Origin of the sequence: Kribbella sp. NPDC048928 (assembly GCF_043197975.1) — a bacterium.
Lineage (GTDB): Bacteria > Actinomycetota > Actinomycetes > Propionibacteriales > Kribbellaceae > Kribbella.
On sequence record NZ_JBICUC010000010.1, the window covers coordinates 262,810 to 288,353 of the forward strand.

20 protein-coding genes are annotated in these 25,544 nt (G+C 69.6%); 9 read left to right on the forward strand and 11 right to left on the reverse strand.

The window, feature by feature from the left end; all coding sequences use genetic code 11:
* Positions 1-8 precede the first annotated feature (8 nt).
* A complete protein-coding gene (locus tag ACGFI6_RS36240; RefSeq protein WP_393126834.1) occupies positions 9-2,729 on the reverse strand; it encodes an ATP-binding protein in 2,721 nt (906 codons plus the stop codon).
* 121 nt (positions 2,730-2,850) lie between these two features.
* Here ACGFI6_RS36240 and ACGFI6_RS36245 point away from each other — a divergent pair, with 121 nt between their 5' ends.
* Positions 2,851-4,743: a DUF222 domain-containing protein gene (locus ACGFI6_RS36245; protein ID WP_393126836.1), complete on the forward strand. Its 1,893-nt coding sequence runs from the start codon at positions 2,851-2,853 to the stop codon at positions 4,741-4,743.
* Between the two features lie 655 nt (positions 4,744-5,398).
* Here the strand turns inward: ACGFI6_RS36245 and ACGFI6_RS36250 are convergent.
* The gene (locus tag ACGFI6_RS36250) at positions 5,399-6,043 is read right to left on the reverse strand and encodes an HAD family hydrolase (RefSeq protein WP_393126838.1); all 645 of its coding nucleotides are present in this window, start codon (positions 6,041-6,043) and stop codon (positions 5,399-5,401) included.
* 36 nt (positions 6,044-6,079) lie between these two features.
* Here ACGFI6_RS36250 and ACGFI6_RS36255 point away from each other — a divergent pair, with 36 nt between their 5' ends.
* Together ACGFI6_RS36255 and ACGFI6_RS36260 are read left to right on the forward strand one after the other, a co-directional pair.
* Complete coding sequence (locus ACGFI6_RS36255) at positions 6,080-7,102, forward strand: DUF4037 domain-containing protein (RefSeq protein WP_393126840.1); 1,023 nt, start codon at positions 6,080-6,082, stop codon at positions 7,100-7,102.
* Positions 7,099-8,133: an enolase C-terminal domain-like protein gene (locus ACGFI6_RS36260; protein WP_393126842.1), complete on the forward strand. Its 1,035-nt coding sequence runs from the start codon at positions 7,099-7,101 to the stop codon at positions 8,131-8,133. The genes ACGFI6_RS36255 and ACGFI6_RS36260 overlap by 4 nt, the downstream gene beginning before the upstream one ends.
* Here the strand turns inward: ACGFI6_RS36260 and ACGFI6_RS36265 are convergent.
* From ACGFI6_RS36265 to ACGFI6_RS36280, 4 genes are read right to left on the reverse strand one after another with little or no spacing between them, the layout of a single operon-like run.
* On the reverse strand, positions 8,120-8,539 hold the full coding sequence (locus tag ACGFI6_RS36265; RefSeq protein ID WP_393126844.1) for a VOC family protein: 420 nt from the start codon (positions 8,537-8,539) through the stop codon (positions 8,120-8,122). The two genes, ACGFI6_RS36260 and ACGFI6_RS36265, sit on opposite strands and share 14 nt — an antisense overlap.
* Positions 8,539-10,170 carry an MOSC domain-containing protein gene (locus ACGFI6_RS36270; protein WP_393126846.1) on the reverse strand — a complete coding sequence of 544 codons (1,632 nt, stop codon included), beginning with the start codon at positions 10,168-10,170 and terminating at the stop codon, positions 8,539-8,541. Before ACGFI6_RS36270 ends, ACGFI6_RS36265 begins: the two co-directional genes overlap by 1 nt.
* Entirely contained in the window at positions 10,167-11,036 is an 870-nt protein-coding gene (locus ACGFI6_RS36275; protein WP_393126848.1) for a DUF427 domain-containing protein, read from the reverse strand. The genes ACGFI6_RS36270 and ACGFI6_RS36275 overlap by 4 nt, the downstream gene beginning before the upstream one ends.
* 11 nt (positions 11,037-11,047) lie before the next feature.
* The gene (locus ACGFI6_RS36280) at positions 11,048-11,758 is read right to left on the reverse strand and encodes an SDR family oxidoreductase (protein WP_393126850.1); all 711 of its coding nucleotides are present in this window, start codon (positions 11,756-11,758) and stop codon (positions 11,048-11,050) included.
* 72 nt (positions 11,759-11,830) lie between these two features.
* Between ACGFI6_RS36280 and ACGFI6_RS36285 the strand changes: the two genes are divergently transcribed.
* Entirely contained in the window at positions 11,831-14,554 is a 2,724-nt protein-coding gene (locus tag ACGFI6_RS36285) for an ATP-binding protein (RefSeq protein ID WP_393126852.1), read from the forward strand.
* Here the strand turns inward: ACGFI6_RS36285 and ACGFI6_RS36290 are convergent.
* Both ACGFI6_RS36290 and ACGFI6_RS36295 read right to left on the reverse strand, forming a co-directional pair.
* Positions 14,536-15,516 carry an aminoglycoside phosphotransferase family protein gene (locus ACGFI6_RS36290; protein ID WP_393126993.1) on the reverse strand — a complete coding sequence of 327 codons (981 nt, stop codon included), beginning with the start codon at positions 15,514-15,516 and terminating at the stop codon, positions 14,536-14,538. The two genes, ACGFI6_RS36285 and ACGFI6_RS36290, sit on opposite strands and share 19 nt — an antisense overlap.
* Complete coding sequence (locus tag ACGFI6_RS36295) at positions 15,513-16,964, reverse strand: sulfatase (RefSeq protein WP_393126854.1); 1,452 nt, start codon at positions 16,962-16,964, stop codon at positions 15,513-15,515. Before ACGFI6_RS36295 ends, ACGFI6_RS36290 begins: the two co-directional genes overlap by 4 nt.
* A 102-nt stretch (positions 16,965-17,066) precedes the next feature.
* On the opposite strand from ACGFI6_RS36295, the gene ACGFI6_RS36300 reads away from it, so the two are divergent.
* The 3 genes from ACGFI6_RS36300 to ACGFI6_RS36310 are packed head-to-tail and all read left to right on the forward strand — an operon-like array spanning position 17,067 to position 21,235.
* Positions 17,067-18,056 carry an acetylxylan esterase gene (locus ACGFI6_RS36300; RefSeq protein ID WP_393126856.1) on the forward strand — a complete coding sequence of 330 codons (990 nt, stop codon included), beginning with the start codon at positions 17,067-17,069 and terminating at the stop codon, positions 18,054-18,056.
* A gap of 60 nt (positions 18,057-18,116) precedes the next feature.
* A complete protein-coding gene (locus ACGFI6_RS36305; protein WP_393126858.1) occupies positions 18,117-18,869 on the forward strand; it encodes a beta-phosphoglucomutase family hydrolase in 753 nt (250 codons plus the stop codon).
* Complete coding sequence (locus tag ACGFI6_RS36310; RefSeq protein ID WP_393126860.1) at positions 18,866-21,235, forward strand: glycoside hydrolase family 65 protein; 2,370 nt, start codon at positions 18,866-18,868, stop codon at positions 21,233-21,235. The genes ACGFI6_RS36305 and ACGFI6_RS36310 overlap by 4 nt, the downstream gene beginning before the upstream one ends.
* A gap of 53 nt (positions 21,236-21,288) precedes the next feature.
* On the opposite strand, the gene ACGFI6_RS36315 is transcribed toward ACGFI6_RS36310, so the two are convergent.
* Complete coding sequence (locus ACGFI6_RS36315) at positions 21,289-21,543, reverse strand: GlsB/YeaQ/YmgE family stress response membrane protein (RefSeq protein ID WP_393126862.1); 255 nt, start codon at positions 21,541-21,543, stop codon at positions 21,289-21,291.
* Positions 21,544-21,656: 113 nt separating this feature from the next.
* On the reverse strand, positions 21,657-22,517 hold the full coding sequence (locus ACGFI6_RS36320; protein ID WP_393126864.1) for a hypothetical protein: 861 nt from the start codon (positions 22,515-22,517) through the stop codon (positions 21,657-21,659).
* An 88-nt stretch (positions 22,518-22,605) separates the two neighbouring features.
* On the opposite strand from ACGFI6_RS36320, the gene ACGFI6_RS36325 reads away from it, so the two are divergent.
* Positions 22,606-23,712, forward strand: a complete 1,107-nt coding sequence (locus ACGFI6_RS36325) for a DNA glycosylase AlkZ-like family protein (protein ID WP_393126866.1) — start codon at positions 22,606-22,608, stop codon at positions 23,710-23,712.
* On the opposite strand, the gene ACGFI6_RS36330 is transcribed toward ACGFI6_RS36325, so the two are convergent.
* Positions 23,699-24,568 (reverse strand): DMT family transporter, encoded by an 870-nt coding sequence (locus tag ACGFI6_RS36330; RefSeq protein WP_393126868.1) that lies wholly within the window; start codon positions 24,566-24,568, stop codon positions 23,699-23,701. The genes ACGFI6_RS36325 and ACGFI6_RS36330 overlap by 14 nt on opposite strands.
* Positions 24,569-24,649: 81 nt before the next feature.
* Between ACGFI6_RS36330 and ACGFI6_RS36335 the strand changes: the two genes are divergently transcribed.
* The gene (locus ACGFI6_RS36335) at positions 24,650-25,537 is read left to right on the forward strand and encodes a LysR family transcriptional regulator (RefSeq protein WP_393126870.1); all 888 of its coding nucleotides are present in this window, start codon (positions 24,650-24,652) and stop codon (positions 25,535-25,537) included.
* Positions 25,538-25,544 lie beyond the last annotated feature (7 nt).

The window sequence follows — 25,544 nt, forward strand, 5'->3', positions numbered from 1 at the left end:
CCAGGTTGCTAGCGCAGGGTGGTGCGGAGCTGGCGGCGGGAGGTGATGCCGAGCTTCGAGAAGGTCTTGCGGAGATGCCACTCGACGGTCCGTGGGCTGATGAACAGCTGCGCGGCGATCTCGGGGTTGGTCAGGCCGTCGCGGGCCAGGGTGGCGATCTGGGACTCCTGGGCGGTGAGGTTGGTGGCGGTGTCGGGCGTACGCGTACGAACCGTCTCGCCGGTGGCGAGCAGCTCGTGGCGGGCACGTTCAGCGAACGCCTCGACGCCCAGCTCGGCCAGCTCAGTGTGGGCCGGTCGCAGTTGTTCGCGGGCGTCCTGACGTCGGCCTTGCCGCCGCAGCCACTCGCCGTACAGCAGCTGGCTCCGCGCCGACTCGATCCGCAGCCGGGTCCGGCCGAGGTGCTCGATCGACAGGCGGTACGCAGCCTCGTCGCCGGTCAGCAGTGCGCGGACACGTGCCTCCAGCCCGCGGCCCCAGTCCGTCGGCACTGCGGCCACCCGCTCGTTCAGCCAGGTCAGTGTGGTTTCGACGTGCTTCGTGTCACCGGTCCGGGACGCCGCCTCGGCCAGCTCACCGACCACGAGCGCGCCGTACGCGACAGGGTCCTGCTCGAACACCTGCAGCGCGGCGTCCTGCGCAGTCTGGTACCGGCCGAGACCGTTGTGCAGCAGGGCGTTCGTGTACGTCGCGATCGCGGTCATCCGGCCCTGCTCCTGGGTGCGCGCCTCGCGGATCATCGCGTCGATCAGCACCGTCGCCGCAGCCTCGTTGCCACGCAGCACCTCGAGCTGCATCGCACCGATCCCGAGGACCCGGTTCCCGGTCGCGGCGGCGATCTGCCGTTCCTCCTCGACGTACGCCGCGGCGGCGTTCAGGTCACCGGTCATCGACACCACGTTGGCCCGGAAGTTCAGCGCCCACTGGAGCTGGACGAGCGCACCGCTGTCGCGAGCGATCCGTTCGTGCCGGGCGGCCAGCTCGAGCGCGGTATCGAAGTCCCACAGATCGAGTGCGACGATCCCGCTCGCCCGGTTGCCGGCGAGCCACAGCCAGCCTCGTACGTCCTCGGCGTCGCTGGTGCGCGCCAGATCGACTGCCTTGACCAGCTGCGGCGCGGCCGCGGCGTATCCGCGGGTGAAGCGGACCGCGAGGGCCTGTAGCAACAGGTCGCCCGGCGGGTCCGTCAGGGCCGGAGCGGGTGCGGCTGCCGCGACCAGCTCCAGGATTCCTGGTGCGTCCGGACCGCTCGCCCAGATCGCCGCCGACATCGCCTCCAGGTACGTCACCCGCGCCTGCTCGTGATCGTGCGGACCGAGCCGCGCAGCCGCGTCGAGGAGGGTCCGCGCTGCCTCGTGCGCGTGCCCGCGGTCGAAGGCGAGCTCGCCGCGGAGCCGGGTGATCTCGGCTTCGCGGATCGGATCCGCCGGACCGGCGGACGCCCCGCCCAGCAGGTCGAGTGCCGAGTCGAGCGCGCCGGCGGTGCGCTTCGCGGTCGCTGCGGCCAGTACGCGGTCCGCCCGCAGGGCCGGGTCGAGGGTCAGCGCGGCCGAACGTTCCAAGAAGATGCCCGCGGCAAAGAATCCGCCACGGGCCCGGGCGCGCCGCGCGGAACGTTCCAGCTCGGCGGCGACCTCGTCGTCCGGGGTCATCGTCGCCTGCGCACGATGCCAGGCGCGGCGGTCCGGATCGGTCTCGGGGTCGGTCACCGTCGCCAGCGCGCGATGCACGGCCAGCCGCTGCTGCGGGGTCGCCGACCGGTACGCCGCCGACCGTACGAGCGGGTGCCGGAACCGGATGTGCTGCCCGAACGTGATAAGCCCCGACTCGAGCGCGCCGGCCGCCGGGTCTGTACCCAGGCCGAGCAGCTCGGCCGCGCGCCACAGCAGCGTCGGGTCACCGAGCGGCTCGGCGGCCGCGGTCAGCAGGAGCAGCCGGGTGTCGGCGGGCAGCGCTTCGAGACGCCGGACGAAGCCGTCCTGGATCCGGCTCGCGAGCGGGCCTGCGGTCAGACCGTCGGCCAGTTCGGCCGTGGTCCAGGCGCGCGGGAGCTCGAGCAGGGCGAGCGGGTTGCCGCGGGTCTCGGCGACGATCCGGTCGCGGATCCGCGGGTCGATCGGGCCCGGCATCACGGAGTCCAGCAGGGCGCGCGCGGCGGCGTCGTCGAGTCCGCGGACCTCCAGTTCGTTCAGGCCGGTGAACGCGTGCTCGATGCCGTCGCGGACCGCGAAGACCATCACCACGGACTCCGCCGCCAGTCGCCGGGCGACGAACGCGAGAATGCGCGCCGACATCAGGTCCAGCCACTGGGCGTCGTCGACGACACACACGACCGGCTGCTGACCGGCAGCTTCGGAGAGCAGATTGAGGACGGCAAGCCCGATCAGGAACCGGTCCGGCGTCGGGCCGCTCACCAGCCCGAACGCGGTACCCAGTGCGTCGTGCTGCGGCTTCGGCAGCCGGTCGAGGCCGTCCAGGAATGGCTGGCAGAGCTGGTGCAGGCCGGAGTACGCGAGCTCCATCTCGGACTCGATGCCGACCGTCCGGGCGATCCGGCAGCCACCGTCCTCCGCGACCAGTGCATCCAGCAGCGAAGACTTGCCGACTCCGGCTTCGCCGGTCAGCAGCAGTACCTGGCTCTGCCCGGCCTTCGCCGCACCGAGCAGGCCGTTCAGTACTTCGGTCTCCCGCCGCCGCCCAAGGAGTTCTCGATGACCCTTCCCCAGCACGCCGCTCAGCCTAGCCGCGAACTCGATGCAGCCTCGCGTTCGCCCGCCGCCGACGGCAACCCTTTAGCGCGGAGGGTCTGGCGATTTTGCGTGACTCGAACATTTGTTCTAATATAGGCGCATGACGTTGACGGCAGCTGGACCCGGTCCTGGCGCACCCGCGCTGCCTGGTCCCGGTGCGCCGTCTGCCCTGGACGATGCGTTCTTGGGTCGGCCCGATGATTCCTATGACCTTCCCGGTGTCTATGACGCCGATGGCGCGTTGGGTCCTGATGGTCTGTTCGATCCGGACCCGTTCGATCCGTATGACGAGTTGCCGTCGATGTCGCGGGTCGATGCGTTGGAGTGGGAGTTGTGGGCAGGTGTTGAGCAGGACGAGGCCGAACGTGAGATGCTGCGCCGCAGGGCGCCGGCGTGGGTGTTCCTGCCGCCGGGCGGGGAACTGGCCGCGGAGCTGGAATTGCTGCGTCCGCCGTGCGAGTCACCGGTCGCGTTGATCGAGGCGATGAAGGCCGCAGCGCGGATGGAGGCCTGGGCGGCCGCGATCAAGGCCGCCGCGATGGCCTCGTTCTACCGGCAACGCAAAACCCAAGCAGCCGAGATACCGCGCCCGACCCGGCTCGACTCCTCCGGCCGCCCGGTCGACCCCGAACGGTCCTGGACCGCCGAGATCGGCGCCGCGCTGCACCTGTCTGGGCCCACCGCCGGCCGGCACGTCGACACCGCCCTGCACCTGACCGGCACCCTGACCGCCACCCACACCGCTTTGCGTTGTGGTGCGCTGACCTGGTCCAAAGCGCTGTCCATCTCCGAAGCCACCCGCGACCTGCCCCGCGACGCCGCCCAGGCCGTCGAATCCCACGTCCTGCGCCGCGCCCCCGGCCAGACCCACCGCAACCTGCAAGCCTCCCTGCGCCGCCAGGTCGCCAAACACGCCGCCAAAACCGAGGCCGACGACCACCAGGCCGCCGCCGCCGAACGCACCTGCAAAATCGTGCCCCTCGCCAACGGCATGGCCGGCCTGTGGATCGTCCACACCGCCGACAAAATCCAGCAAGCCTGGATCGCCATCCAAGCCATCACCGACCTCACCAAACGCGAAACCCCCAACACCCCACCCACCCAACCCGCCACACCCACCGCAAAGCCCGCTCAACCTGCCGCATCCGCCGCATCCGCCGCATCCGCTCAGCCTGCTGCACCTGCTGAGTCCGCTGAATCGGCTGAGTCGGCTGAGTCGGCTGAGTCGGCAGTCACCAACGCCGGACGCTCACCGCGACAGACCAGCGACGAAGACGGCACGGACAAGGACACGGACAGCGGCACGGACAAGGACACCGGCACGGACGCCGGCAAGGGCAAGGGCAGGCGGACCGCGCCACAGCGCCGCGCTGACGTGGTGGCCGACCTGTTCCAGCACATCCTGCACAACGGACTCGACTGGCTCGGCCGCCGACTCCCCGACCAACACCGCAGACGCCCCCACATCGAAGTCCTCATCCCCATCACCACACTGATCGGGGTGGACAACGACCCCTGCGAACTCACCGGCTACGGCCCCATCCCCGCCACCATGGCCCGCCGCATCGCCGGCGACGGCACCTGGCGCCGACTCCTCACCGACCCCACCAACGGCACCGTCCTCGAAGCCTCAACCACCCGCCACGACCCCGGCGCACTCGTCACCGAAACCCTCCTCGCCCGCCACCCCACCTGCGCCTGGCCCGGCTGCAACCGCACCTCCCGCGAATGCGACCGCGACCACGCGACCCCGTTCACACAATCCGGACGCACGAGTCTGTCCGGGATGGTGCCGTACTGCGAATACCACCACGTCATCAAAGACACCCCCGCCTGGGGATGGAAGACCACTGCCCACCCCGACGGCTCCGTCACCCTCACCACCCCCACCGGCCACCGCTACACCACAGTCCCGCCCGCACGCGGCCCCATCGCAACATCCCCGACCCCGCCGGCAGCCGACGGCCCGCCGCACGACCCGCCACCCTTCTGAGCCGCCAAGCCTTCCGCTGCCAAGAAGCATGACCGGACCAGCGCGGACCACCTGGCTACCCGGGACTATCGCGCTGACGGTGTTACCAGGGGACGATCTCTAACGATGTATCCGGCAGTTGATTAGTAGGTTCCGGCGGCCGGGAATCGGTCGCCGAAGGTGATCGCGAACGCGTTGGCCGCCAGTTTCCACCACATCGCCGGTCGTGCCGGTCGTGCCGGTCGTGCCGGCTGGTGCCGGTCGTGCCGGCTGGTGCCGATCGTGCCGGCTGGTGCGGTCTGGTGCAGGCCGGTGCAGGCCGGTGCGGTTCGGTGTGGGCCGGTGCCAACGAGTTCGGTGACGCCGGCTGCTGGAGGGCGGCCTCGGACGGTTGACCGGGGCACGAGACAGAAGCACTTCAGCGCACACGTCCCGTGGTCGACGAGAGACACGTCCCGTGGACGACGAGGGACACCAGACGCCTCGACCGAGCCAGACGCCTCGGTCTACACCGACTTCGACCGGGTGCCGTTGCGGACGTTGCCCGAGTCGGCGGGCCCCTTCTAATGGCCGAGGTGCTCGGTCATGTCCGCGTCCACCGCGGTCTCCAGCACCACCTTGTGCAGCCGCGTCAACAGCCCGCGCGGGCCGGTTAGCGACAGCCCCTGCTGGCTACTCAGTTGTCGAGGAGGTGTAGGGCTTCGGCTATGGACGTGGTGACGGGGGCGCCCGTCGTGTGTAGGGCTTCGGGGGTCATCGCGCCGGTGGTGACCAGGACACAGTGCGCACCGGCGGCGCGGGCTGCCTCGCCGTCGTCGACGACGTCGCCGATCAGGACCACCTCGGACGGGTTCAGGCGCTGGGCCTCGAGGTGGCGGACCAGGCTGTCCGCCTTCGACCCGCCCCCGATCTCACCGGGCAGGCCGTCGACGCGGGTGAAGTACTCCGTGAGTCCGTACTGCTCGACCGTCGGCGTGAGCCGCGAGTGGAACCACATCGACAGCAACGACTGCGTCCGTCCGCCGGCGGCGCAGGCGCGCAGTACGTCCTGCGCGCCGGTTGCGAGCTCGCAGGTGGGCAGGAGCGCGTCGTACCGGTCGTGGTAGAGCTTGTCGACCTGCTCCCACTCCACGTCGTCGAGCGTGCGCTGCAGGACCTGCTCGTACGAGAGCCGCATCGGCCGCGCGTACGCCGCCTGCCACTCGCCCCAGGTCAGCCCGGCCGCACCGAACTCGGTGCACACCGCGTTGACCGCGGCCAGAACCGCGTGGTTGTCGTTGAGCAGCGTGCCGTTCCAGTCCCACACCACATGAGAAATCACAGGTCTCACCCTAAGCGGAATGAGAGGATGGCCCGCATGCCGGAATTCGTTCACGCGCAGGAGTTGGCCGGCGGGTTCTATGCCGAGGTGGTCGCGCCTGTGCTCGGCGCGACCCCGCACACCGCTGGTCTGCTGGGCTGGGGTTCGGACGTGCTCGGGTACGACACGGAGCGGTCGACGGACCATGACTGGGGTCCGCGCCTGATCGTGCTCGTCGACGAGGAGGAGGTGGCTCCGGCGCTCGAGCGGATCGAGGCGGTGCTGCCGGACGAGTATCGCGGCTATCCGGTCCGGTTCGGCTCGTCCGTGCACGCAGTCGAGCACCGCGTGACCGTCACGACGCTCGGTGCGTGGCTGCGCGGTCACCTGGGGTTCGACGCGTCGCAAGGCATCAGCCGGGCCGATTGGCTGGTCACACCGCAGCAGCAGTTCCTTGGCATCGTGAAGGGCCGGGTGTACGCGGACGACGGGCGACTCGCACCGGTCCGTACGGCGCTGGCGTGGTACCCGGACGAGATCTGGCGCTGGATCCTCGGCTGCCAATGGTCCCGGATCGCCCAGGAGGAGCCGTTCATGCAGCGTACGCACGAGGTCGGTGACGAGCTCGGTTCGCGGGTCGTCGCCGCGCGTCTCGTCCGCGACGTCATGCGGCTCGCGCTGCTGCAGTCCCGCACCTACGCGCCGTACACGAAATGGCTCGGGACGGCGTTCGCGCGGCTCGGGCACCCGGACGGGCTGGACCGGGCGCTCGCCGATGCGGTTGCCGCAGGCAACTTCGCAGACCGGGAGCGGGCGCTCGTGACGGCGTACGAGCTGGTCGGCCGGCGGCACAACGCGCTCGGGATCACCGAGCAGCTGGACCCGGCGCCGCGGCCGTTCTTCGACCGGCCGGCTCAGATCGTGGACGCCGAGCGCTTCACGCACGCGCTGATGGCGACGGTTTCGGACCCGCACCTGCACGGGTACGGACCGATCGGCGCGATCGACCAGTTCGCGGACAACACCGACGTACTCAGCAACCCATCTGCCTACCGCCGACTCCTAGGGGTTTACCAGTGACGTTGTCGAAGCACCTGATCAGCTCGGTCACGACCGTGGAGCTCCACTACTCCTACCTACGCACGATCGGCCGGAACTCGTTCCTCGGCAGTCACGGCAACGGCGGCAGCGTCACGGCGTACGTCATCGAGACCGACCGTGGCGCGACCGGTTGGGGCCTGCCGCTGCGCGACGCCGACCCGAGCGCGCTGATCGGCCGGAACGTCGCCGAGCTGATCGACCCGGACCGCGGCGTGATCGACCCGGCCGCGGAGTTCCTGGACTACCCGCTGCACGATCTCGCGGCGCGGATCCTCGAGGTGCCGGTGTACGCGATGCTCGGGGGCGCCGGCACGCCGCTGGTGCGGTGCTACACCGGCGGCATCTACTTCGACGACCTCGACGGTGGCCTGGACGCGATCCGGGCGAACCTGGCCCAGGACCATGCCTTCGGGTTCCGCGACTTCAAGCTGAAGATCGGCCGCGGGCACCGGTGGATGGAGCCGGCGGCCGGGCTGCAGCGCGACATCGAGGTGACCCGGCTGACGCGCGAGCTGTACCCGGACGCCGCGATCCTGGTCGACGGGAACGACGGGTTCACTGTCAACGGTCTGTTCGAGTACCTCGACGGCGTCGCGGACTGCGACCTGTACTGGATCGAGGAGCCGTTCGCGGAACGCCGTCCCGACTTCCAGGCGCTGCACGAACGCCTGCAGACCCTGCCGAACCGGCCCAAGGTGGCCGACGGCGAGTACGACCCGAACGTGGACCACGTCCTCGCACTGGCCGGCGAAGGACTCGTTGACGTCGCGCTCATGGACGTCATCGGCCACGGCCTCACCGCCTGGCGCCGCACCATGCCGCTGCTCAAGGCCGAAGCCTCACCGCACGCCTGGGGCCTCCCGCTCAAGACCCTCTACGCCGCCCACCTGGCCGCCGGCCTCGGCAACACCCCCATCATCGAAGGCGTCCCGGGCCCCGGCGCCTACCCCCTCGAAGACGGCCACGTGACCCTCACCCAACAACCCGGCTTCGGCCTCAACCTCCCGTAGTCCGCGGGACCTCCTGCAGGGTCCAGGTGTTGCCGTCGGGATCGGTCAGGACAGCCATGCTCGCGTACGGACGCCGCTCGGGATCGAGCCCCGCCGCCAACATGTCCTCCGGCGCCTTGTGCCGGATCTCGCCGACAGCAACACCCCGCGCGACCAGCTCCGCGTGCGCGGCAGCCAGATCCTGCACAACGAGGTAGTTGGCCTGGGCCGATCCCGGTGCGGCCTCGGTCAGACCCTCGCCGAACTGGATCGAGCACGCCGATCCTGGCGGCGTCACCTGAACGACCCGGAACCCGTCCCGCGGGTGATAGTCCACATCTACCGCGAAGCCGAGGCTCTTGTAGAACGCCAGCGACACATCGACGTCACTGACGGGCACGGTGAGTACTTCGAGCGAGTAGTCCATTACATGTCCAGTACGAGGTCGGTGGTGGGGCGGGAGCAGCAGATGAGGACCTGGCCGGCGGGTGGGGGTTCCAGCGGGGTGGGGGAGTAGGTGAGGTCGCCGGAGAGGAGTGGGGTTATGCAGTTGTGGCAGACACCGGAGCGGCAGCTCCAGCGGGTTGGTACGTCGCATGCCTCCGCTAGCTCTAGCAAGCTGCCGTCGCGCATGGCTGTGGAGATGCCGCTGCGGGCGAACGTCACCAGTGGACCTGTCCCAGGTACACCGTCCGGCTGGTGTGGCGGTCTGGTCGTCTCACTGACCACACCCGGGTTCAGCGACGACAACGCGCCGAACAACTCCGTGTGAACCCGTGCCACCCCCAGTGCGCTCAACGCTTCCTGCATGTCGGTCATGAACGACTGCGGCCCACACACGTACGCCGTCGCATCGGCCGGAAGCCCCAGCTCGACCAGCTTGTCCTTCGTCAACCGCCCACCGTCAGCGCTGTAGTACACGTGTTCGTGCGCATGCGGAAGCTCCGCGAGCAGGTCGTGTGCCTCCGCGGCGAGTGCGTGCTCAGCCGGCGTACGGACGGTGTGAATCCACCACACCTCACGGGCACTACCCCTCAGGCTGTACAGCATCGCGAGCACCGGTGTGACACCGATACCAGCCGAGATCAGCAGCACTGGCCCGGCGCCGTCCTCCAGCATGAACTCACCACGCGGCGCAGCCACCTCCAGCGTGCTCCCGGCCTTCAGTTGGCTCATGTACGCGCTGCCGACCCCATGTGGTTCGCGCTTGACGCTGACGCGGTACCCGGGCGAGGTGGAGAGTGAGTAGCTCCGCACTGCACCCGGCAGCCGAAACGTGAGGTACTGACCGGCCCGCGCGGCAGGCAACTCGTCACCCTTCAACTGGATCGAGAACACGTCCTCGGTCTCAGCCACGACAGCCGCGACCTGTAGCTCCCGAAAGCCCTCCCAGGCAGGCTTCGGAGCAGCGTCCTCCTCCAGCAACTCCTGGAACGACCCGAGCCAGCCCGGACTTAATGCCGGGATCTGTACGGCCGTACGCAGCTTCTGCAGGTCCTTGTCGGGCAGGTACAGCAGCGCGTCCGTCTCAGACACGCTCAACGCGCCAGGACCTGTTGCCGTCTTGACGATCGGGTCGCCCGCCGTGATCGCACCCTCGGTGATCACCCGGCAGTAGAACCCGGGCCGGTGATGGCTGACGAGCAGTGCAGGCAGCTCCGGCTCACCCATCCGCAGGCCGACCCGGTAGCACGTCACCCGCGGCTGGGTGACCTCCAGCTCCGCCGTACCGATCCGGTACCGGTCGCCGATGCAGACCTCGTCGTCGGGCAGCCCGTCGACCGTCAGGTTCTCGCCGAACTGTCCGTAGACGAAGTCATCCCGTCCGAAATGCTGCTCCCAGTACCGGTAGGAGTCGATCTGGTACACCAGAACGGCCCGCTGCTCGCCTCCGTGCCCCGCGGTGTCGCCCTGCCCGTCGCCGTCGAAGTTCAGCCGGCGCAGTGTCACCGGCCCGTCGATCGGCTGCTTCCAGACGCCGGTGTAGACGGTTCGCCCGCTCCACTCGACGTCCTTCGGCAGGCCGACGTTCACCGAAAGCACAGAGGCAGTACTCATCCGGACAGCTCCTCCACGGTCAGGTCGCGGTCGACACCGTGCGACACCACACCCTGACCAGGTTCCAGTCGCAGCTGCCGTCCGTCCAGTTCCACGTCGAGCTTGTCCGCCTCGAACGACACCAGCCCCGAGATCCGCCGTACCTCGGTCCACGCGTTCTCGTACGACCAGACGGCACGATGCGCGGTGCTGGTATCAGAGCCGACGTCGTAGTAGCTGCACAGACCCTTGTACGGGCAGAACGTCTGCCCGTCGACCGGTGTCAGCGCACTCTCGTCGACGTCCTCTCGCGGTACGTACCAGCGCGGCGCGAAGCCGGATTCGTACAGCACCAGCGGACGCGACGAGTCCGCGATCACCCGGTCGCCGTCCCGGACCACGAGGTGCCGGCTGGTTTGCCGGATGTCGATCCGGTGGTACGCGTCCGCCGCGTGCCCGACGATCCGCTCGTCCTCCTCGTAGAACGCGTCCATCGCCCGCCACGCGAACGCGACCCGTCCCTTCAGCTCGCTCGCATGATCCGGCAGCTCGGTGTGCTGCCACGCCGCCCGCGCCTTGTTGCTGTCACCTGCCGTCACCGTGAACCATGCCGTCGCGCCGAGATCCTTGTGCCGCGTCGTACGGTCCTCGGACCGCAGTACGTCGGCGACCACGTCCTCCAGCGGGAAGTACGCCACCGGGTACCGCCCGGGCTCGTGCAGCAGCACGACGTCCTCGCTGTCGGCGATCCAGCTGTCACCGCACCGGACCCGCATCCGCCGCCGCAACGGCTCCGCGAACAACATCCGTTCCGGCAATTGGGCCGGGACCAGGAACCGCCCGACCGCACTCGTCGCCAGCGGGCCCTGTTGCCATGCCAGTCCCATCGCGCTCCTCCTCAGGTCAGCGGTTCGCCGCCGTCGACGCGCAGCGTCGTACCGGTCACGAAGGTGTTGGTCATGGCGAACAGCACGGTCGCGGCGACGTCGTCCGGCGTCCCGATCCGCCGGGCCGGGTTCCGCTCGGTCATCTCCTCGAAGTAGCCGGCCTTCCGGTCGCCGAGCCCGTCCCAGGCGCCGGTGTCGATGACACCGGGGGAGACGGCGTTCACCCGGATCGGCGCCAGTTCCACGGCGAGTGACCGGGCGAGTACGTCGGCCGCGCCGTTGGTGATCGCGACGGCGAGCGTGCCGACCGCGATCTTGGCCGCCGCGACGCCCGAGAAGATGGTCAGCGAGCCGCCGTCGTTGATCCGCGGCGCGAGGTGCTTGGCGAGCATCAGCGGCCCGATCACCTTGGTGTCGAACGACTGCCGGACGGCGTCCCGGTCGAGGTCCGCCAGCTTGCCCCGCGCCCGTGCGGACGCCGTCGACACGATGTGGTCGACCTGGCCAAGCCGGTCGCCGAGCGCCGCGATGGTCGCCTCGTCGGTGAGGTCGACGTACTCGCTGACGATCCCGGGCTCCCCGTCGTACGCGGCCTTGAGCTTGTCCTGGTTCCGCCCGGCGGTCACGACCTGCGCACCGGCGTCCCGAGCGGCCAGGGTCACCGCGCGGGCGATGCCGCCGCCGCGGCCGATCACCAGAACGGTCTTGTCCTCGAGTGTCATGTGATTACGGAACCCGAACGCGTGCCCTGTGCGCATCCGCCAGTGGCTGGCCGGTCGGGATAGCTTGTGGCTGTGTACCGCTCCCTCGATCTCCCCGCGCCCGACCTGACCGGTCGGCGTGCGGAGCGTGGTGCGCTCGATCAGGTGGTGTCCGCACTCCGCAGTGGGCAGAGCAGGGCGCTGGTGCTGTCCGGTGCGGCAGGGGTGGGCAAGACCGCGTTGCTGGACTACCTGGCCGGTCACGCGGACGGCTGCCGGGTGGCCAGGGTGTCCGGCGTCGAGTCGGAGATGGAGCTCGCGTTCGCCGGTCTGCACCAGCTGTGTGCACCCGTCCTGGATCTGCTCGACCAGCTGCCGGTTCCGCAGGCCGGGGCGCTACGGACCGTGTTCGGTATCAACGCCGGTCCGCCGCCAGACATGTTCCTGATCGGCCTTGGGGTCCTGAGCCTGCTGGCCGAGGCGGCGGAGCACCAGCCGCTGCTCTGCCTGGTCGACGACCAGCAGTGGCTCGACAGATGCTCCGCGCAGATCCTGTCGTTCGTGGCCCGCCGGCTGGACGCGGAAGCGGTCGGGCTGGTCTTCGCGACCCGCCGGGCCAGTCAGGTGCTGGCCGGCCTACCGGAGTACCCGATCGGTGGTCTGCACGACGACGATGCCCGCCAACTGCTGGACGCGGTGCTGGCGTCTCCCATCGACACCCAGGTGCGCGACCAACTGGTGGCCGAAGCACATGGCAACCCCCTGGCCCTGCTGGAGCTCACGCCGGCCCAGCTAGCCGGCGGCTTCGCGCTGCCCGGCGCAGGCGGTATCGAGGAGAGCTTCGTACGCCGGGTGAACGCCATGCCCGACCAGACGCGCCGTCTGCTCGTTCTGGCAGCCGCCGAGCCCTCCGGAAACGACGGCCTGGTGCGCCGTGCTGCCGTACTGCTCGGCCTGCCGCTGGAAGCCGCAGCAGCCGCGGTCGACGCGGGGCTGGCGGAGTTCACGACCCGCATCCGGTTCCGGCACCCGCTGGTGCGCTCGGCGGCGTACTGCTCCGCGTCCCCGGACGAGCGGCGCGAGGTACACCGCGCCCTGGCTGAGGTGACGGACGCAGCAGCCGACCCGGATCGCCGCGCCTGGCATCGAGCGCAGGGTGCGGCCGGGCCGGACGAGGAGATCGCGGACGAGTTGGAGCGGTCCGCTGGGCGTGCTCAGGCGCGGAGTGGGTTCGCAGCGACCGCGGCGTTCCTGCTGCGGTCGGCGGCGCTCACAGTCGATCCCGTGAAGCGGGCGGGCCGGGCGCTCGCCGCCGCGCAGGCAGAGCTGCAGACCGGAGCGTTCGACTCGGCAGCCGACCTCTTGGCGACAGCCGAGACCGAGCAGCTCAGCGAGCTGCAGCGGGCCAGGGCAGATGTCGTACGAGCACAGCTCGCCTTCCTCACGAACCGTGGCAACGACGCGCCGCAACTGATGCTCAAGGCGGCCAAACGGCTCGAGACGATCGACGTGGCGCTGGCTCGGACGACGTACCTCGACGCCTTGTCGGCGGCGATCTTCGCGGGCCGGTTGGCCAAGCCGGGCGGTGACGTGATCGACGTGGCGCGGGCCGCGGCCGCCGCACCACGGCCGGCGGTGGTACGTCCCGCGGACCTGTTGCTGGACGGCACCGCGCTGCACTACCGGGACGGGTACGCGGCGGGTGTCAAGACGCTCCATGAGGCGCTGGCCGGCTTCGGGACCCAGGTGTCCGTCGAGGAAGAGCTGCAATTGTTGTGGATGGCAACAACCACCGCACTGCGGCTGTGGGACGCGGACCGCTGGGAGCAGCTGTCCCGGCGGCACGTGGAGCTGGCGCGCGAGACCGGCGTACTGAGCAACGTGGCGCTGGCGCTGACGTCGCTGGCGTACGTGTCGGTCTTCGCCGGTGACCTGTCCGCGGCGGCCACCCTGACGGCTGAAGTACAGGCAGCGAACGAGGCGACGGGTGGGCAGCTCGCGCCGTACGGGCAGCTGGCGCTGGCAGCGTTCCGCGGGGACCGAGCCGAGACGCTCGCGATGGTGCGGGCCACGGAGCAGGACGGAACGCGGCGCGGTGAGGGGATCGGTATCGCGTTCGCGGACTGGGCGAGTGCGGTACTGGGCAACGGACTCGGCCGGTACCAGGAGGCGGCCGACGCGGCGGAGCGGGCGTTCCAGGACCCTCGTGACGAGCTGTCGCTGATGCTCGCGCCTGCGGAGCTCGTGGAGGCCGCCGTACGGACCGGAGCCATCGACACCGCCCACCGCGCCTGCCAGGTGCTCGGCACCATGGCGAACGCAACAGGTACGCCGTGGGCGCTCGGCGTCCATGCGCGATCGCGGGCGATGATCAGCGCGGGCGCCGGCGCCGAACGCCTGTACCTGGAGGCGATCGAGCACCTCGAGCAGACCCAACTCAAGGTCGAGATGGCGCGAGCACAGTTGCTGTACGGCGAGTGGCTACGCCGTGAGCGCCGCCGTGCCGACGCCCGCGAACGCCTGCGCACCGCGTACGGCGCCTTCGAGGCGATGGGGCTGGCAGGGTTCGCCGAACGTGCCCGTCGCGAGCTGCGGGCCGCCGGCGGGACCGCTCAGCAACGCGTCGTCCCGACCCGGAGCGAGCTGACCGCTCAAGAGGCGCAGATCGCCCGGATGGCCCGTGACGGCCTCTCCAACCCGGAGATCGCCACGCGCCTGTTCATCAGCGCCCGCACGGTGCAGTACCACCTGCGGAAGGTGTTCTCGAAGCTGGGAATCACATCCCGCAACCAGCTCGATCAGGTGCTGCCAGGCTGACCGCTCAGCGTCGAGCGACTGTCCAACGTGTCGATCGCAGTGAGGGCTGCGCGGTACCAGCGGACGCTCCGCTGGAACACGGACTGGAACAGGTTGCTGAAGACCGAGAACCGGAAGTCCCAGCTGCACAGGTCCCAGCCGTACGCGGGCACGTTCAGGGCCTTCCAGTAGTGCCGCAGCAACTCCTCCGCGTCGCCTTGCCGATCGGGGAGCGCACTGAGCGAGTACGCGACGTCGTGTGGTCCGAGGCCGGGCTTCAGCTCGGACCAGTCGATCACCTTGGGCCGTGGATCGCCGTCGGCGAAGAAGATGTTCCCGAGGAAGTGGAAGTCGCCGTGGATCAGCGTGAGGTCCCGGCGCCCGGCAACCCGCGCCTGGAACTGCGGTGCCCAGACGTCCAGCACTTCGCCGAGTACTGCACGCTCCGCCGGCTCCAGCTCGGTCGCGTTGGCGAAGAACTCGTCCGCTGCGTTGCGCACGGCTGTGGCGTGGCTGGAGATCACGTCCGGCGGCCAGGCCTGCGCAGTGCTCGTCACCGACGGCTCTGGTGATGGCACGGTGTCGGTGGCGTTCCAGAAATGTGCATGGACGCCGGCGATGACCTCGGTGGCTCCGTAGAGCTGTTCGTCCGACACATCGGTCCCGATGACGCGGTAGCCGCTTGTACCGAGGTCCTCGGTCAGCAGCAGAACCCCGTCACCGGTGTCATGTGCACCGAGATACTGCGGAGCCGGGTTCTGCCACCGTGGCGCGAGCTGCTTGAAGAACAGCACCTCCCGTCGTGCGGCAGCGAGCCCGTCACCACGCGCCAGCTTTGCAATGACGGTGAGGTCGGGCCCCGCAGTACGACGTACCGCTAACCGGGCCACGTCCGCTGCCGAGGCTGCGAACGTGTCGACCACCTCGACGCCACGCACCGACGTACCCAAGGCGGCAGCCACCGCCTCGGCCTGGAAGGTCATGTCCACGGCCAGCTCGGCGCCGGTGTGGACGGGCCCTCGTACGGCAGGTCCGCGTAGTGCTCCTGGAGCTCAGCCAGTCGCGTGGTGAGCGCCGCACGTGTCTCGGCGTACGCCGGGTCGTCCGCCACGTTCACGAGCTCCTCGGGGTCCTTGTGCAGGTCGTACAACTCCCATTCGGAGTCGAACACCCGGTCCGACGATCCCGGCACGCCCAGCCCGGCGCCGTAGTAGTGGATGAGCTTGTATTCCTTCGTCCGTACGCCGTAGTGCGCCGGAGCGTGGTGGTTCGGGTCGTCGTGCTCCCAGTACCGGTAGTAGACGGCGTCGGGCCAGTCGGGGACCTGCTCACCGCGCAGCAACGGCAGGAAGCTCCGGCCCTGGGACGTGGGCAGCACTGTCCCCGCGTCGAGCCCCACCATGTCCAGGAATGTCGCCGCGAAGTCCACGTTGGTCACCATGTCGTCGCAGGTGCTGCCCGCGGGGATGACCGACGGCCAGCGGATCAGCATCGGCATCTGCAGCGACTGGTCGAACATCAGCCGCTTGTCGTACCAGCCGTGGTCGCCGAGGAAGAAGCCCTGGTCGGAGGTGTAGACCACGATCGTGTTCTCCGCGAGCCCTTCGTCGTCGAGGTAGTCGAGCAGCCGGCCGACGTTGTCGTCGATCGACTGCACGCACTGGAGGTAGTCGCGCAGATAACGCTGGTACTTCCACCGGATCCGCGCGTCCCGGTTCTCCGGCCCCTCGAGCTCCGGTGGTGTCTGCTCGCCGAGCTCGGCCTCGTCCAGGTCATCGGCCACGGACATCGTCACGGCGCGGACCGCCTTGCTCCGGGTCGAGTAGTCGTCGAGCAGCGTGCTCGGCTCCGGGATCGATCCGACCGGGTACAGGTGCTTGTGCTTCTCGTCCGGCACCCACGGCCGGTGCGGCGCCTTGTGATGGACGAGCAGCAGGAAGGGCCGCTCGGTGTCCCGCTGCCGGAGCCAGTCGATGCTCTGGTCCGTGACGATGTCGGTCGCGTAGCCGGGCACGGTCGCGGCGCCGTCCGGGCCGATCATCAGCGGGTCGACGTACTCGCCCTGGCCGGGGAAGACGCGCCAGTCGTCGAAGTGCCGCGGCGCCGACTCCGGCCGCTCGCCGAGGTGCCACTTGCCGAACAGCGCGGTCTGGTAGCCGGCGCCCTGCAGCACCTCCGCGATCGTCGGCACCCGGTAGTCGATGTCGGTGTAGATCGACGCGACACCGTTCACGTGGCTGTAGGTGCCGGTCAGTATCGAGGCGCGCGACGGCGAGCAGATCGAGTTCGTGCAGTAGGTCGCGTCCATCCGGACGCCGTCGGTGGCCAGCCGGTCCAGGTGCGGCGTGCTGTTGACCCTGCTGCCGTACGCCGAGATCGCGTGCGCAGCGTGGTCGTCGGACATCACGAAGACGATGTTCGGAGTCGGCATCGGTCCACCGTAATGCAGCGCGTGACAGTGCGGTGCTGCAGTACCGGCCGGATCTGGACACCGCTTTCCTGGTGCCGCCCGGTGGGCGTAGGTTAAGCGGTCATGGCCATGTTCGACCTTTCCCTCGACAAGCTCCGCGAGTACCGGCCCGACGTGGCCGCTCCCGCCGACCTGGTCGACTTCTGGCGCCGCTCGATCGAGAAGGCGCGCACCGACGACCTGTCCGCCACGTTCACCGCGATCGACAACAAGCTCACGGTGATCGACACCTACGACGTCACCTACGCCGGCTTCGGCGGCTCCCCGGTGAAGGGCTGGCTGCACGTCCCGGCCGGCACCGAGGGCCCACTGCCGACCGTCGTGCAGTACCACGGCTACAGCGGCGGCCGCGGCCTCCCGCACTCGACCAACCTCTGGGCGCAGGCCGGCTACGCGCACTTCGTGATGGACACCCGCGGGCAGGGCTACAGCGCGGGCGGCTTCGAGAACACCCCGGACGACACGCCGTACGCCGGCATCAACCACACCCCGGGCTTCATGACGGCCGGCATCACCGACCCGGAGACGTACTACTACCACCGTGTGTACATCGACGCGGTCCGCGCACTCGACGCCGCACGCACCTCGCCGTTCGTGGACCCCGACAAGATCATCGTCAGCGGCGGCAGCCAGGGCGGCGGCATCTCGATCGCCGCGGCCGGGCTCGCACCGCTCGCCGGGATCGACCTGGTCGGCTGCGCACCGGACGTACCGTTCCTGTGCCACTTCGAACGCGCACTGCGGATCACCGACAAGGACCCGTACGCCGAGATCACCCGTTATCTGAAGGGTTTCCGGCAGGACGTCGACACCGTCCTCAGCACCCTGAGCTACTTCGACGGCGTCAACCTCGGCCGCCTCGCCACCGCGCCCGCGCTGTTCTCGGTCGCGCTGATGGACGCCACCTGCCCGCCGTCGACGGTGTTTGCCGCGTTCAACCACTACGCGAACGCGAACAAGCAGATCGAGGTCTACCAGTACAACGAGCACGAGGGCGGCCAGACGTACCAGCAGCTCGCCCAGCTCGACTGGTTCGCCGAAATCCTCGGATGAAATCCAGCCGTTAGCGGGCCGTTGGCCGGTAGCACCTGTTGACCCCCTAGGGTGGTCCGCATGCTCGGACTACCCACGGGGATCCAGGCCTGTTTGTTCGACCTGGACGGCGTCCTCACCGATACCGCTGCCGTCCACGCTGCGGCGTGGAAAGAGATGTTCGACGAGTTCCTCACCGACTACGCCGGACAGCACGGCATCGCGTTCGTGCCGTTCGACGCGCGCGCGGAGTACGACGCGTACGTCGACGGCAAGCCGCGGGCCAGCGGGGTACGGGACTTTCTGACCGCGCGTGGCATCACGCTGCCCGACGGCACCCCGGACGACCCGCCCGCGGCGATGACCGTGAACGGCCTCGGCAACCGGAAGAACGAGGCCGTCCAGCGGCGGATCCGGACCGAGGGCGTGCACGTCTTCGAAGGCTCCCGGCGGTACCTGCAGGCCGCCGTCGAGGCCGGGCTGCGGCGTGCCGTGGTGTCGTCGAGCGCGAACACCCGCGAGGTCCTCGACGTCACCGGACTCGCGCAGTACGTCGAGGAGATCGTCGACGGCATCACGATCCGCACCGAGGGGCTGAAGGGCAAGCCGGCTCCGGATACGTTCCTCGCCGCGGCCGAGCGGTTCGGCGTCGACCCGTCCCAGGCGGTCGTGTTCGAGGACGCGCTGGCCGGTGTCGCGGCGGGACGCTCGGGCCACTTCGGCCACGTCGTCGGCGTGGACCGCGTCGGGCAGGCCGACGACTTGAAGTCGCACGGCGCCGACGTCGTGGTGCGCGACCTGTCCGAACTGCTCGCGGACGGGGAGGCGAAGTGATCGACAGAGGCCACCACCCGGTCGAGCCCTGGCGGCTGCGGGAGACCCGGCTCGCGCTGGACAAGCTGGCCCAGTCGGAGTCGCTGTTCGCCCTGTCCAACGGGCACATCGGCCTGCGCGGCAACCTCGACGAGGGCGAGCCGTACGCGATCCCCGGCACCTACCTGAACTCGTTCTACGAGCAGCGCCCGCTGCCGTACGCCGAGGCCGGCTACGGGTACCCGGAGTCCGGGCAGACGCTCGTCGACGTCACCAACGGCAAGCTGATCCGGCTGCTCGTCGACGACTCGCCGTTCGACATCCGGTACGGCTACCTGACCAAGCACGAGCGCTCGCTGGACTTCCGTACCGGCATCCTCGAGCGGGACGTGGACTGGACGTCACCGGGTGGCAAGCGGATCAAGGTCCGCAGCCGGCGGCTGGTGTCGCTGACCCAGCGCGCGGTCGCCGCCATCGAGTACATCGTGGAGCCGGTCGACCAGCCCGCGCGGTTCGTGATCCAGTCCGAGCTGGTCGCGAACGAGGCACAGCCCAAGCTGTCCGACGATCCGCGCGTCGCCGCCGTATTGGACAACCCGCTGCACCCGGTCAGTCATGACGGCGGCGAGCACGGCACCGTCCTGATCCACCGGACCACGCGCAGCCAGCAGCTGATGGCCGCGGCGATGGGCCACGAGGTCGACACCACGGTCCGCTACGCGATGGACCAGGACGTCCGCGAGGACTGGGCCCGGACCACGGTCATCGCGCAGCTGCAGCCGGGCGAGAGTCTGCGCGTCGTGAAGTACCTGACGTACGGCTGGTCCAGCCTGCGCTCCGAGACTGCGATCCGGGACCAGGTCGCGGCCGCCCTGACGAGTGCGCGGTTCTCCGGCTGGGACGGGCTCGCCAAGCAGCAGGTCGAGTTCCTCGACGACTTCTGGGACGGCGCTGACGTCGAGGTCCAGGGCCATCCGGAGCTCCAGCAGGCGGTGCGGTTCGCGCTCTTCCACGTACTGCAGGCTGGCGCGCGGGCCGAGCGGCGAGCGATCCCGTCGAAGGGCCTGACCGGCGCCGGGTACGACGGGCACACGTTCTGGGACACCGAGGGTTTCGTCCTACCGGTGCTGACCTACACGATGCCGGACGCAGCCGCGGACGCCCTACGCTGGCGGCACTCCACGTTGCGGATGGCGAGGCAGCGCGCGGAGGAGCTGGGCTTCAAGGGCGCGGCGTTCCCGTGGCGGACGATCCGCGGCCAGGAGTGCTCCGGCTACTGGCCCGCCGGTACGGCGGCGTTCCACATCAATGCAGACATCGCGGAGGCGGTGATGCGCTACTACCGTGCGACCGCCGACGAGGACTTCCTCGACGAGGTCGGGCTGGAGCTGCTCGTCGAGACCGCCAGGTTGTGGATGTCGCTCGGCCACCACGACCGCGACGGCCGCTGGCACCTGCCCGGTGTGACCGGTCCGGACGAGTACAGCGCCGTTGCCGACGACAACGTTTTCACGAACCTGATGGCGGCGCGCAACCTGCGGTTCGCGGCCGAGGTCGCGGCGAAGCTGCCGGGCCGCGCGCGTGAGCTCGGGATCGACGCCGAGGAAGAGGCGTCCTGGCGGGACGCGTCGAGCGCGATCTACGTCCCGTACGACAAGGAGCTCGGCGTCCACCCGCAGTCCGAGGGCTTCACCGGGTACGCCGTGTGGGACTTCGAGGGCTACAAGGACAAGTACCCGCTGCTGCTGCACGCCCCGTACTTCCAGCTGTATCGCACCCAGGTGGTGAAGCAGGCCGACCTGATGCTCGCGACGTACTGGTGCGGTGACGCCTTCACCGCCGAGGAGAAGGCGCGGAACTTCGACTACTACGAGCGGCTGACCGTCCGGGACTCCTCGTTGTCCGCGTGCGTGCAGGCGGTGATGGCGGCCGAGGTCGGCCATCTGGACCTGGCCTACGACTATGCGTACGAGGCCGCGCTGATCGACATGCGCAACCTGCACCACAACACCGGCGACGGCCTGCACATGGCCTCGCTCGGCGGTGCCTGGAGCGCGCTGGTGGCCGGCTTCGGCGGTCTGCGGGACCAGGACGGGATGCTGTCCTTCGATCCGGCGCTGCCGCTCGGGCTGTCCGGGCTGAGCTTCACGGTCCGCTGGCGCGGCGTCCGGCTGAAGGTCGAGATCGATCCGGTCGCGGTGAAGTACACCGTGCACGACGGGCCGGACGCGTCGATGACGTTCCGGCACGCCGGCGAGGAGGTCACGGTCAGCGCGACCCAGCCGGCCGTCCGGACATTGCGGAAGCGCCGCCCGTTGCTGCCCCGGCCGCCGCAACCGCCGGGCCGTGAGCCACGGCCGGCGATGGCGATCAACGAGGACGTCTGACGGACGACGCTCCTGGGTCCTGCGCGGTTGGTTAGTGCGGTGGGTTTGCTCGGTCAGTTCTTCTGCTTGGCGGCCAGCGACTCCGCGGTGCCGACCAGCATCACCGACGAGATCACGGCGACGATGAAGCCGAGAATGTTCAGCTCGAAGATGCTGCCGGTGCCGAGGACACTGGCGATCACGCCGCCGATCACCGATCCGGCGAGGCCGAGCAGCAGGGTGGCGAGCAGACCGAGCTTCTGCTTCCCGGGCGTGAACAACCGGGCGAGTGCTCCGATAACGAGTCCGGCGATGATGAAGCCGATCATGGCTGAGATCCTCCGAGGGTCGAACGGTAGGACTCCAGTCTGCGGGTCCGGCGGGGTCCACGGCAGTGGAGTTTCCCCTGACCGGACCCGGATCCGACCCTGGGCGTGACGGCTCAGGGACCCGCGGTGGTGCTGAGCAGTGCGCTGTTCGGGAGCAGCCGGGGAGCGCTGCCGAGCTGGTTCAGTACGGTCGCGCCGAGTTGACCGGCGGCGCGTTCGTCGCCGTCGAGCAGTGCCTGGTACCCGGCCCGGCAGCCGGAGCGAGGGCCGACGATCTCGACGTACAGCTCGATGTCGGGCAGCGTCGTGTTCGTCGCGACGGTGGTCGACGTGTCGCGCGCACAGCGGATCAGTGTCGGCCCGCTCCGCTTCGAGCTGACCTTGCGGAGCAGTTGGTCCGCGACCGCCTTCGCGACGAAGTACTTCGCGCTCGACACCCGGTCCTGCACGTAGCGGACGCTGGCGGTCTCCTGCACGTTGTCGGTCAGCGCGCAGATCGCCCATTGCGGAGGCAGCGTGATCACCTGGCCCTTGGGCGTGTACTGAGGGATGCCGGGTGCCGTACCGCCGCCGCTGTTGTTGACGGCGATCAGCGCGGCCCGGGAAGCCGCGTCCTTCGGGTTGGCGTACGACGCGACGGTCAGCCGGCTGCTGAACTGCGCGTCCGGTACGACGACCACGGTCAGGCTGCCGGTGTTCTTCAGGAGCAGCGACGTACGGCTCGGATCGGTGCTGGCGGTCAGCTCGACACCGTCGGCGCCCGCCTCCGTGGGCAGCGGCTCGGTGGACTGGGCGCAGGTCGTCGCGGCCTTGAGCGCCCCGGGAGACTTCGGTACGACGATCGACGGCGTCGAGATGACCGTGTCGGATCCGGATGGCAGGTCCGAGCCGTTGGCGGCCGAGCAGCCCGCGGCTGCCAGCAACCCCGGCACCAGCACTGCACAGAACAGAAACGCCCGACTACGTACCGCCACGAAGACCCCCCTGAATCCGAGCCCAGGTCCCCACCCGCTCGGCTGTCCCTTCCAGAATACTGTCCCCGGGGTCGCTTAGGCTCAGATCGTGACCGTTCAGCAGCTCTCCAGACGCGATGCGCGGCGGTTGGCTGTGCGTGCGCAGCTGCTCACCAGCGACCGGCCGGCGGACCTGTTCGACGTGGTCCGCGGGCTGAACGTGCTGCAGCTCGACCAGACCGCGTACGTCGCGCCGAATGCGGACCTGGTGACCTGGAGCCGGCTCGGCTCGTCGTACAAGCCTGCTGAGTTGGCGGACGCGCTCGCCTCGCTCGAGCTACTCGAGTTGCGCGGATTCGCGCGGCTGCCGGAGACGCTGGCGTTGTTCCGTGCCGAGATGGCCGCGTGGCCGACCGACGGCGAGCCGCTGGACTGGCAGGAGTACCGCCGTGACTGGGTCCTGGCGAACGAGGGGTGCCGACTCGACATCCTCGAGCGGCTGCGTCAGGACGGCCCGCTGGTGATGCGCGAGCTGCCGGACAGCTGTGTGACCCCGTGGAAGTCGAGCGGCTGGACCAACAACCGGAACGTGTCGCAGCTGCTCGAGTTCATGATGCAGCGCGGCGAGGTGGCGATCGCGGGTCGCGACGGCCGCGACCGGCTCTGGGACCTGGCGTCCCGGATCTATCCGGACGACCCGCCGGTCCCGCTCGCGAAGGCGCTCCGGATCCGCGACGAGCAACGGCTCCGGTCGATGGGTCTCCTGCGGGCGAAGGGCCCGGCCTGCCCGGGCGAGCCGCTCGACGCCGGCGAGGCGGGGGAGCGGGCCGTGGTGGAGGGCGTCCGCGGCGAGTGGCGGATCGATCCGGAGCTGCTCGATCAGCCGTTCAAGGGCCGGACGGCGATCGTCTCGCCGCTGGACCGGCTGGTGTACGACCGGAAACGGCTGACCGAGATCTTCGAGTTCGACTACCAGTTGGAGATGTACAAGCCGGTCGCGAAACGCCGCTGGGGGTACTTCGCGCTCCCGATCCTGCACAACGACCGCCTGGTCGGGAAGCTCGACGCGATGTCCGACCGCAAGTCCGGCGTGTTCCGCGTCGACGCGATCCACGAGGACCAGCCGTTCTCCAAGACGCTCACCGCCGCAGTCCATCGCGAGATCCGCGACCTCGCGCAGTGGCTGCAGCTGGAGCTCGTCCTCAAACCGGCGTGACGAGCGGCGCCGGCTTGGCGGACTCGCGGTGCTTGCGCTCGATCGACTGACCCCAGGTGGTGCCGGCCAGCATCAGTACGGCGCCGATCGCCGCCAGTACCGTCAGGTGCTCGTCGCCGAGACCGATGCCGATGACAACGGCCCAGATCGGTTCCGTGCCGAGCAGCAGACTGGCGCGGCTGGCGGACGTCCGCTGCACCGCCCAGGTCTGGGCGAGGAACGCGAAAACGCTGCAGAACAAGGCGAGATAGACCAGCTGCAGCCACGCGCCGGCGCCGGCATGCACCGGAAGCTGGGACAGGCCGACGGGCGCGAACAGTGCCGTACCGACGAGAGTCTGAACTGTTGTCAGCGGCAACGGACGCGACCCCTTCGAGAGTCGGCCGACGAGCGTCACGTGACCTGCGCGGACCACGGCGGCGGCCAGCATCAGCAGGTCGCCGAGGCCGGGGGTGTGGAGACCGTGCGAGGACACGAGCAGCCCGACGGCGACCATGCAGATCCCCGCGGCGAGGTAGAAGCGCGGCGGCAGGCCGCGGCCGTCGAGCAGCGGGGTGAGGATGAGCGTGAGGCTGATGATCAGTCCGGCATTCGCCGCGCTCGTGTGCGTCACGCCGTACGTCTCGAGCACCAGCACCGAAGCTTGCGTGAGGCCGAGGATCAGTCCGGACCTCAGCTCCGTACGCCGAATGCCGCGCACCAGCGGCAGCAGGGCGACGGCCGAGATGGCGTAGCGCAGGAAGAGCACGGTCAGCACCGGCGCGCTGCCGGTCGCGGTCTTGGCCGCGAGATAGCTCGAGCCCCAGACGACGGCGACCAGCAGCAGGACGAGATCAGTACGGCGGGATCCGGGCACGGACTCAACGGTGACGGGTCGTGACGTTGAAGCCAAGAACCAACTTCTTCAGCGATGCTGTAGTGGAACTACAGTGTTGAGATGGATGAACGGCAACTGCGGGTGCTTCGGGAAGTCGGCGAGCTGGGGAGTGTGACGGCGGCCGCCGAGGCGTTGCTGGTCACGCCGTCGGCGATCTCCCAGCAGTTGCGGCTGTTGCAGCGGTCGATGCCGGTGCCGTTGACCGAGCGCGTCGGCAGGCGGGTGGTGCTGACCGCCGCGGGCCGGGCGCTCGCGGGTGCGGCGGCCGAGGTGGAGACGGCGCTCGCCCGCGCGCGGCAGACCGTGGACGACTTCGTCGAGCAGCCGGACGGGGTCGTGTCGGTCGCCGCGTTCCACAGTGCGGCGGCGGCGTTCTTCCCGCGGTTGCTCGCGTCCGGCGCCGCGCCGAAGGTCAGTCTGCACGACGAGGATGTGGCGCAGCACGAGTTCCCGCCGCTCACCCGCGAATACGACGTCGTACTGGCGCACCGGCTCAACCACGGGGCGGCGTGGCCACGGACGGTCGCGGTCACACCGCTCCTGCACGAGCCGCTCGACGTCGCCGTACCGGCCGATCATCCCCTCGCCGCGAAGCAGTCGCTCAGCCCGCGGGACGTCGCCGGCGAACCGTGGATCACCGTCCACGACGGCTTCCCTTTGATGTCCACCATCGAGGCCATCGGCGCCGCAGCCGGCCGCCGCCTGGACCTGGTCCACCGGGTCAACGAGTTCACAGTCGTCGGCGAACTGGTCGCCGCCGGCGCCGGCCTGGCCCTCTTCCCGCGCTGGACCGCCCAACGCCACCCAGGCGTAGCCCTCCGCCCCCTCCGCAACGTCCACACCCGCCGCCACATTGACGCCCTGCACCGCCCCGAACAATCCGCCCGCCGAGCAGTCCGCACAGTCCTAACCGAACTCCGCCGAGCCGGCCAAACCCTCCAAGCCTGAGGCGCGA

What these genes read in the sequence shown, in the direction of transcription:
- ACGFI6_RS36245 (WP_393126836.1), top strand. Translation starts at nt 2,851, where the DNA reads ATGACGTTGACGGCAGCTGGACCCGGTCCTGGCGCACCCGCGCTGCCT.
- ACGFI6_RS36255 (WP_393126840.1), top strand. Translation starts at nt 6,080, where the DNA reads ATGCCGGAATTCGTTCACGCGCAGGAGTTGGCCGGCGGGTTCTATGCC.
- ACGFI6_RS36265 (WP_393126844.1), bottom strand. Translation starts at nt 8,539, where the DNA reads ATGGACTACTCGCTCGAAGTACTCACCGTGCCCGTCAGTGACGTCGAT.
- ACGFI6_RS36270 (WP_393126846.1), bottom strand. Translation starts at nt 10,170, where the DNA reads ATGAGTACTGCCTCTGTGCTTTCGGTGAACGTCGGCCTGCCGAAGGAC.
- ACGFI6_RS36275 (WP_393126848.1), bottom strand. Translation starts at nt 11,036, where the DNA reads ATGGGACTGGCATGGCAACAGGGCCCGCTGGCGACGAGTGCGGTCGGG.
- ACGFI6_RS36280 (WP_393126850.1), bottom strand. Translation starts at nt 11,758, where the DNA reads ATGACACTCGAGGACAAGACCGTTCTGGTGATCGGCCGCGGCGGCGGC.
- ACGFI6_RS36290 (WP_393126993.1), bottom strand. Translation starts at nt 15,516, where the DNA reads ATGACCTTCCAGGCCGAGGCGGTGGCTGCCGCCTTGGGTACGTCGGTG.
- ACGFI6_RS36295 (WP_393126854.1), bottom strand. Translation starts at nt 16,964, where the DNA reads ATGCCGACTCCGAACATCGTCTTCGTGATGTCCGACGACCACGCTGCG.
- ACGFI6_RS36300 (WP_393126856.1), top strand. Translation starts at nt 17,067, where the DNA reads ATGGCCATGTTCGACCTTTCCCTCGACAAGCTCCGCGAGTACCGGCCC.
- ACGFI6_RS36305 (WP_393126858.1), top strand. Translation starts at nt 18,117, where the DNA reads ATGCTCGGACTACCCACGGGGATCCAGGCCTGTTTGTTCGACCTGGAC.
- ACGFI6_RS36315 (WP_393126862.1), bottom strand. Translation starts at nt 21,543, where the DNA reads ATGATCGGCTTCATCATCGCCGGACTCGTTATCGGAGCACTCGCCCGG.
- ACGFI6_RS36335 (WP_393126870.1), top strand. Translation starts at nt 24,650, where the DNA reads ATGGATGAACGGCAACTGCGGGTGCTTCGGGAAGTCGGCGAGCTGGGG.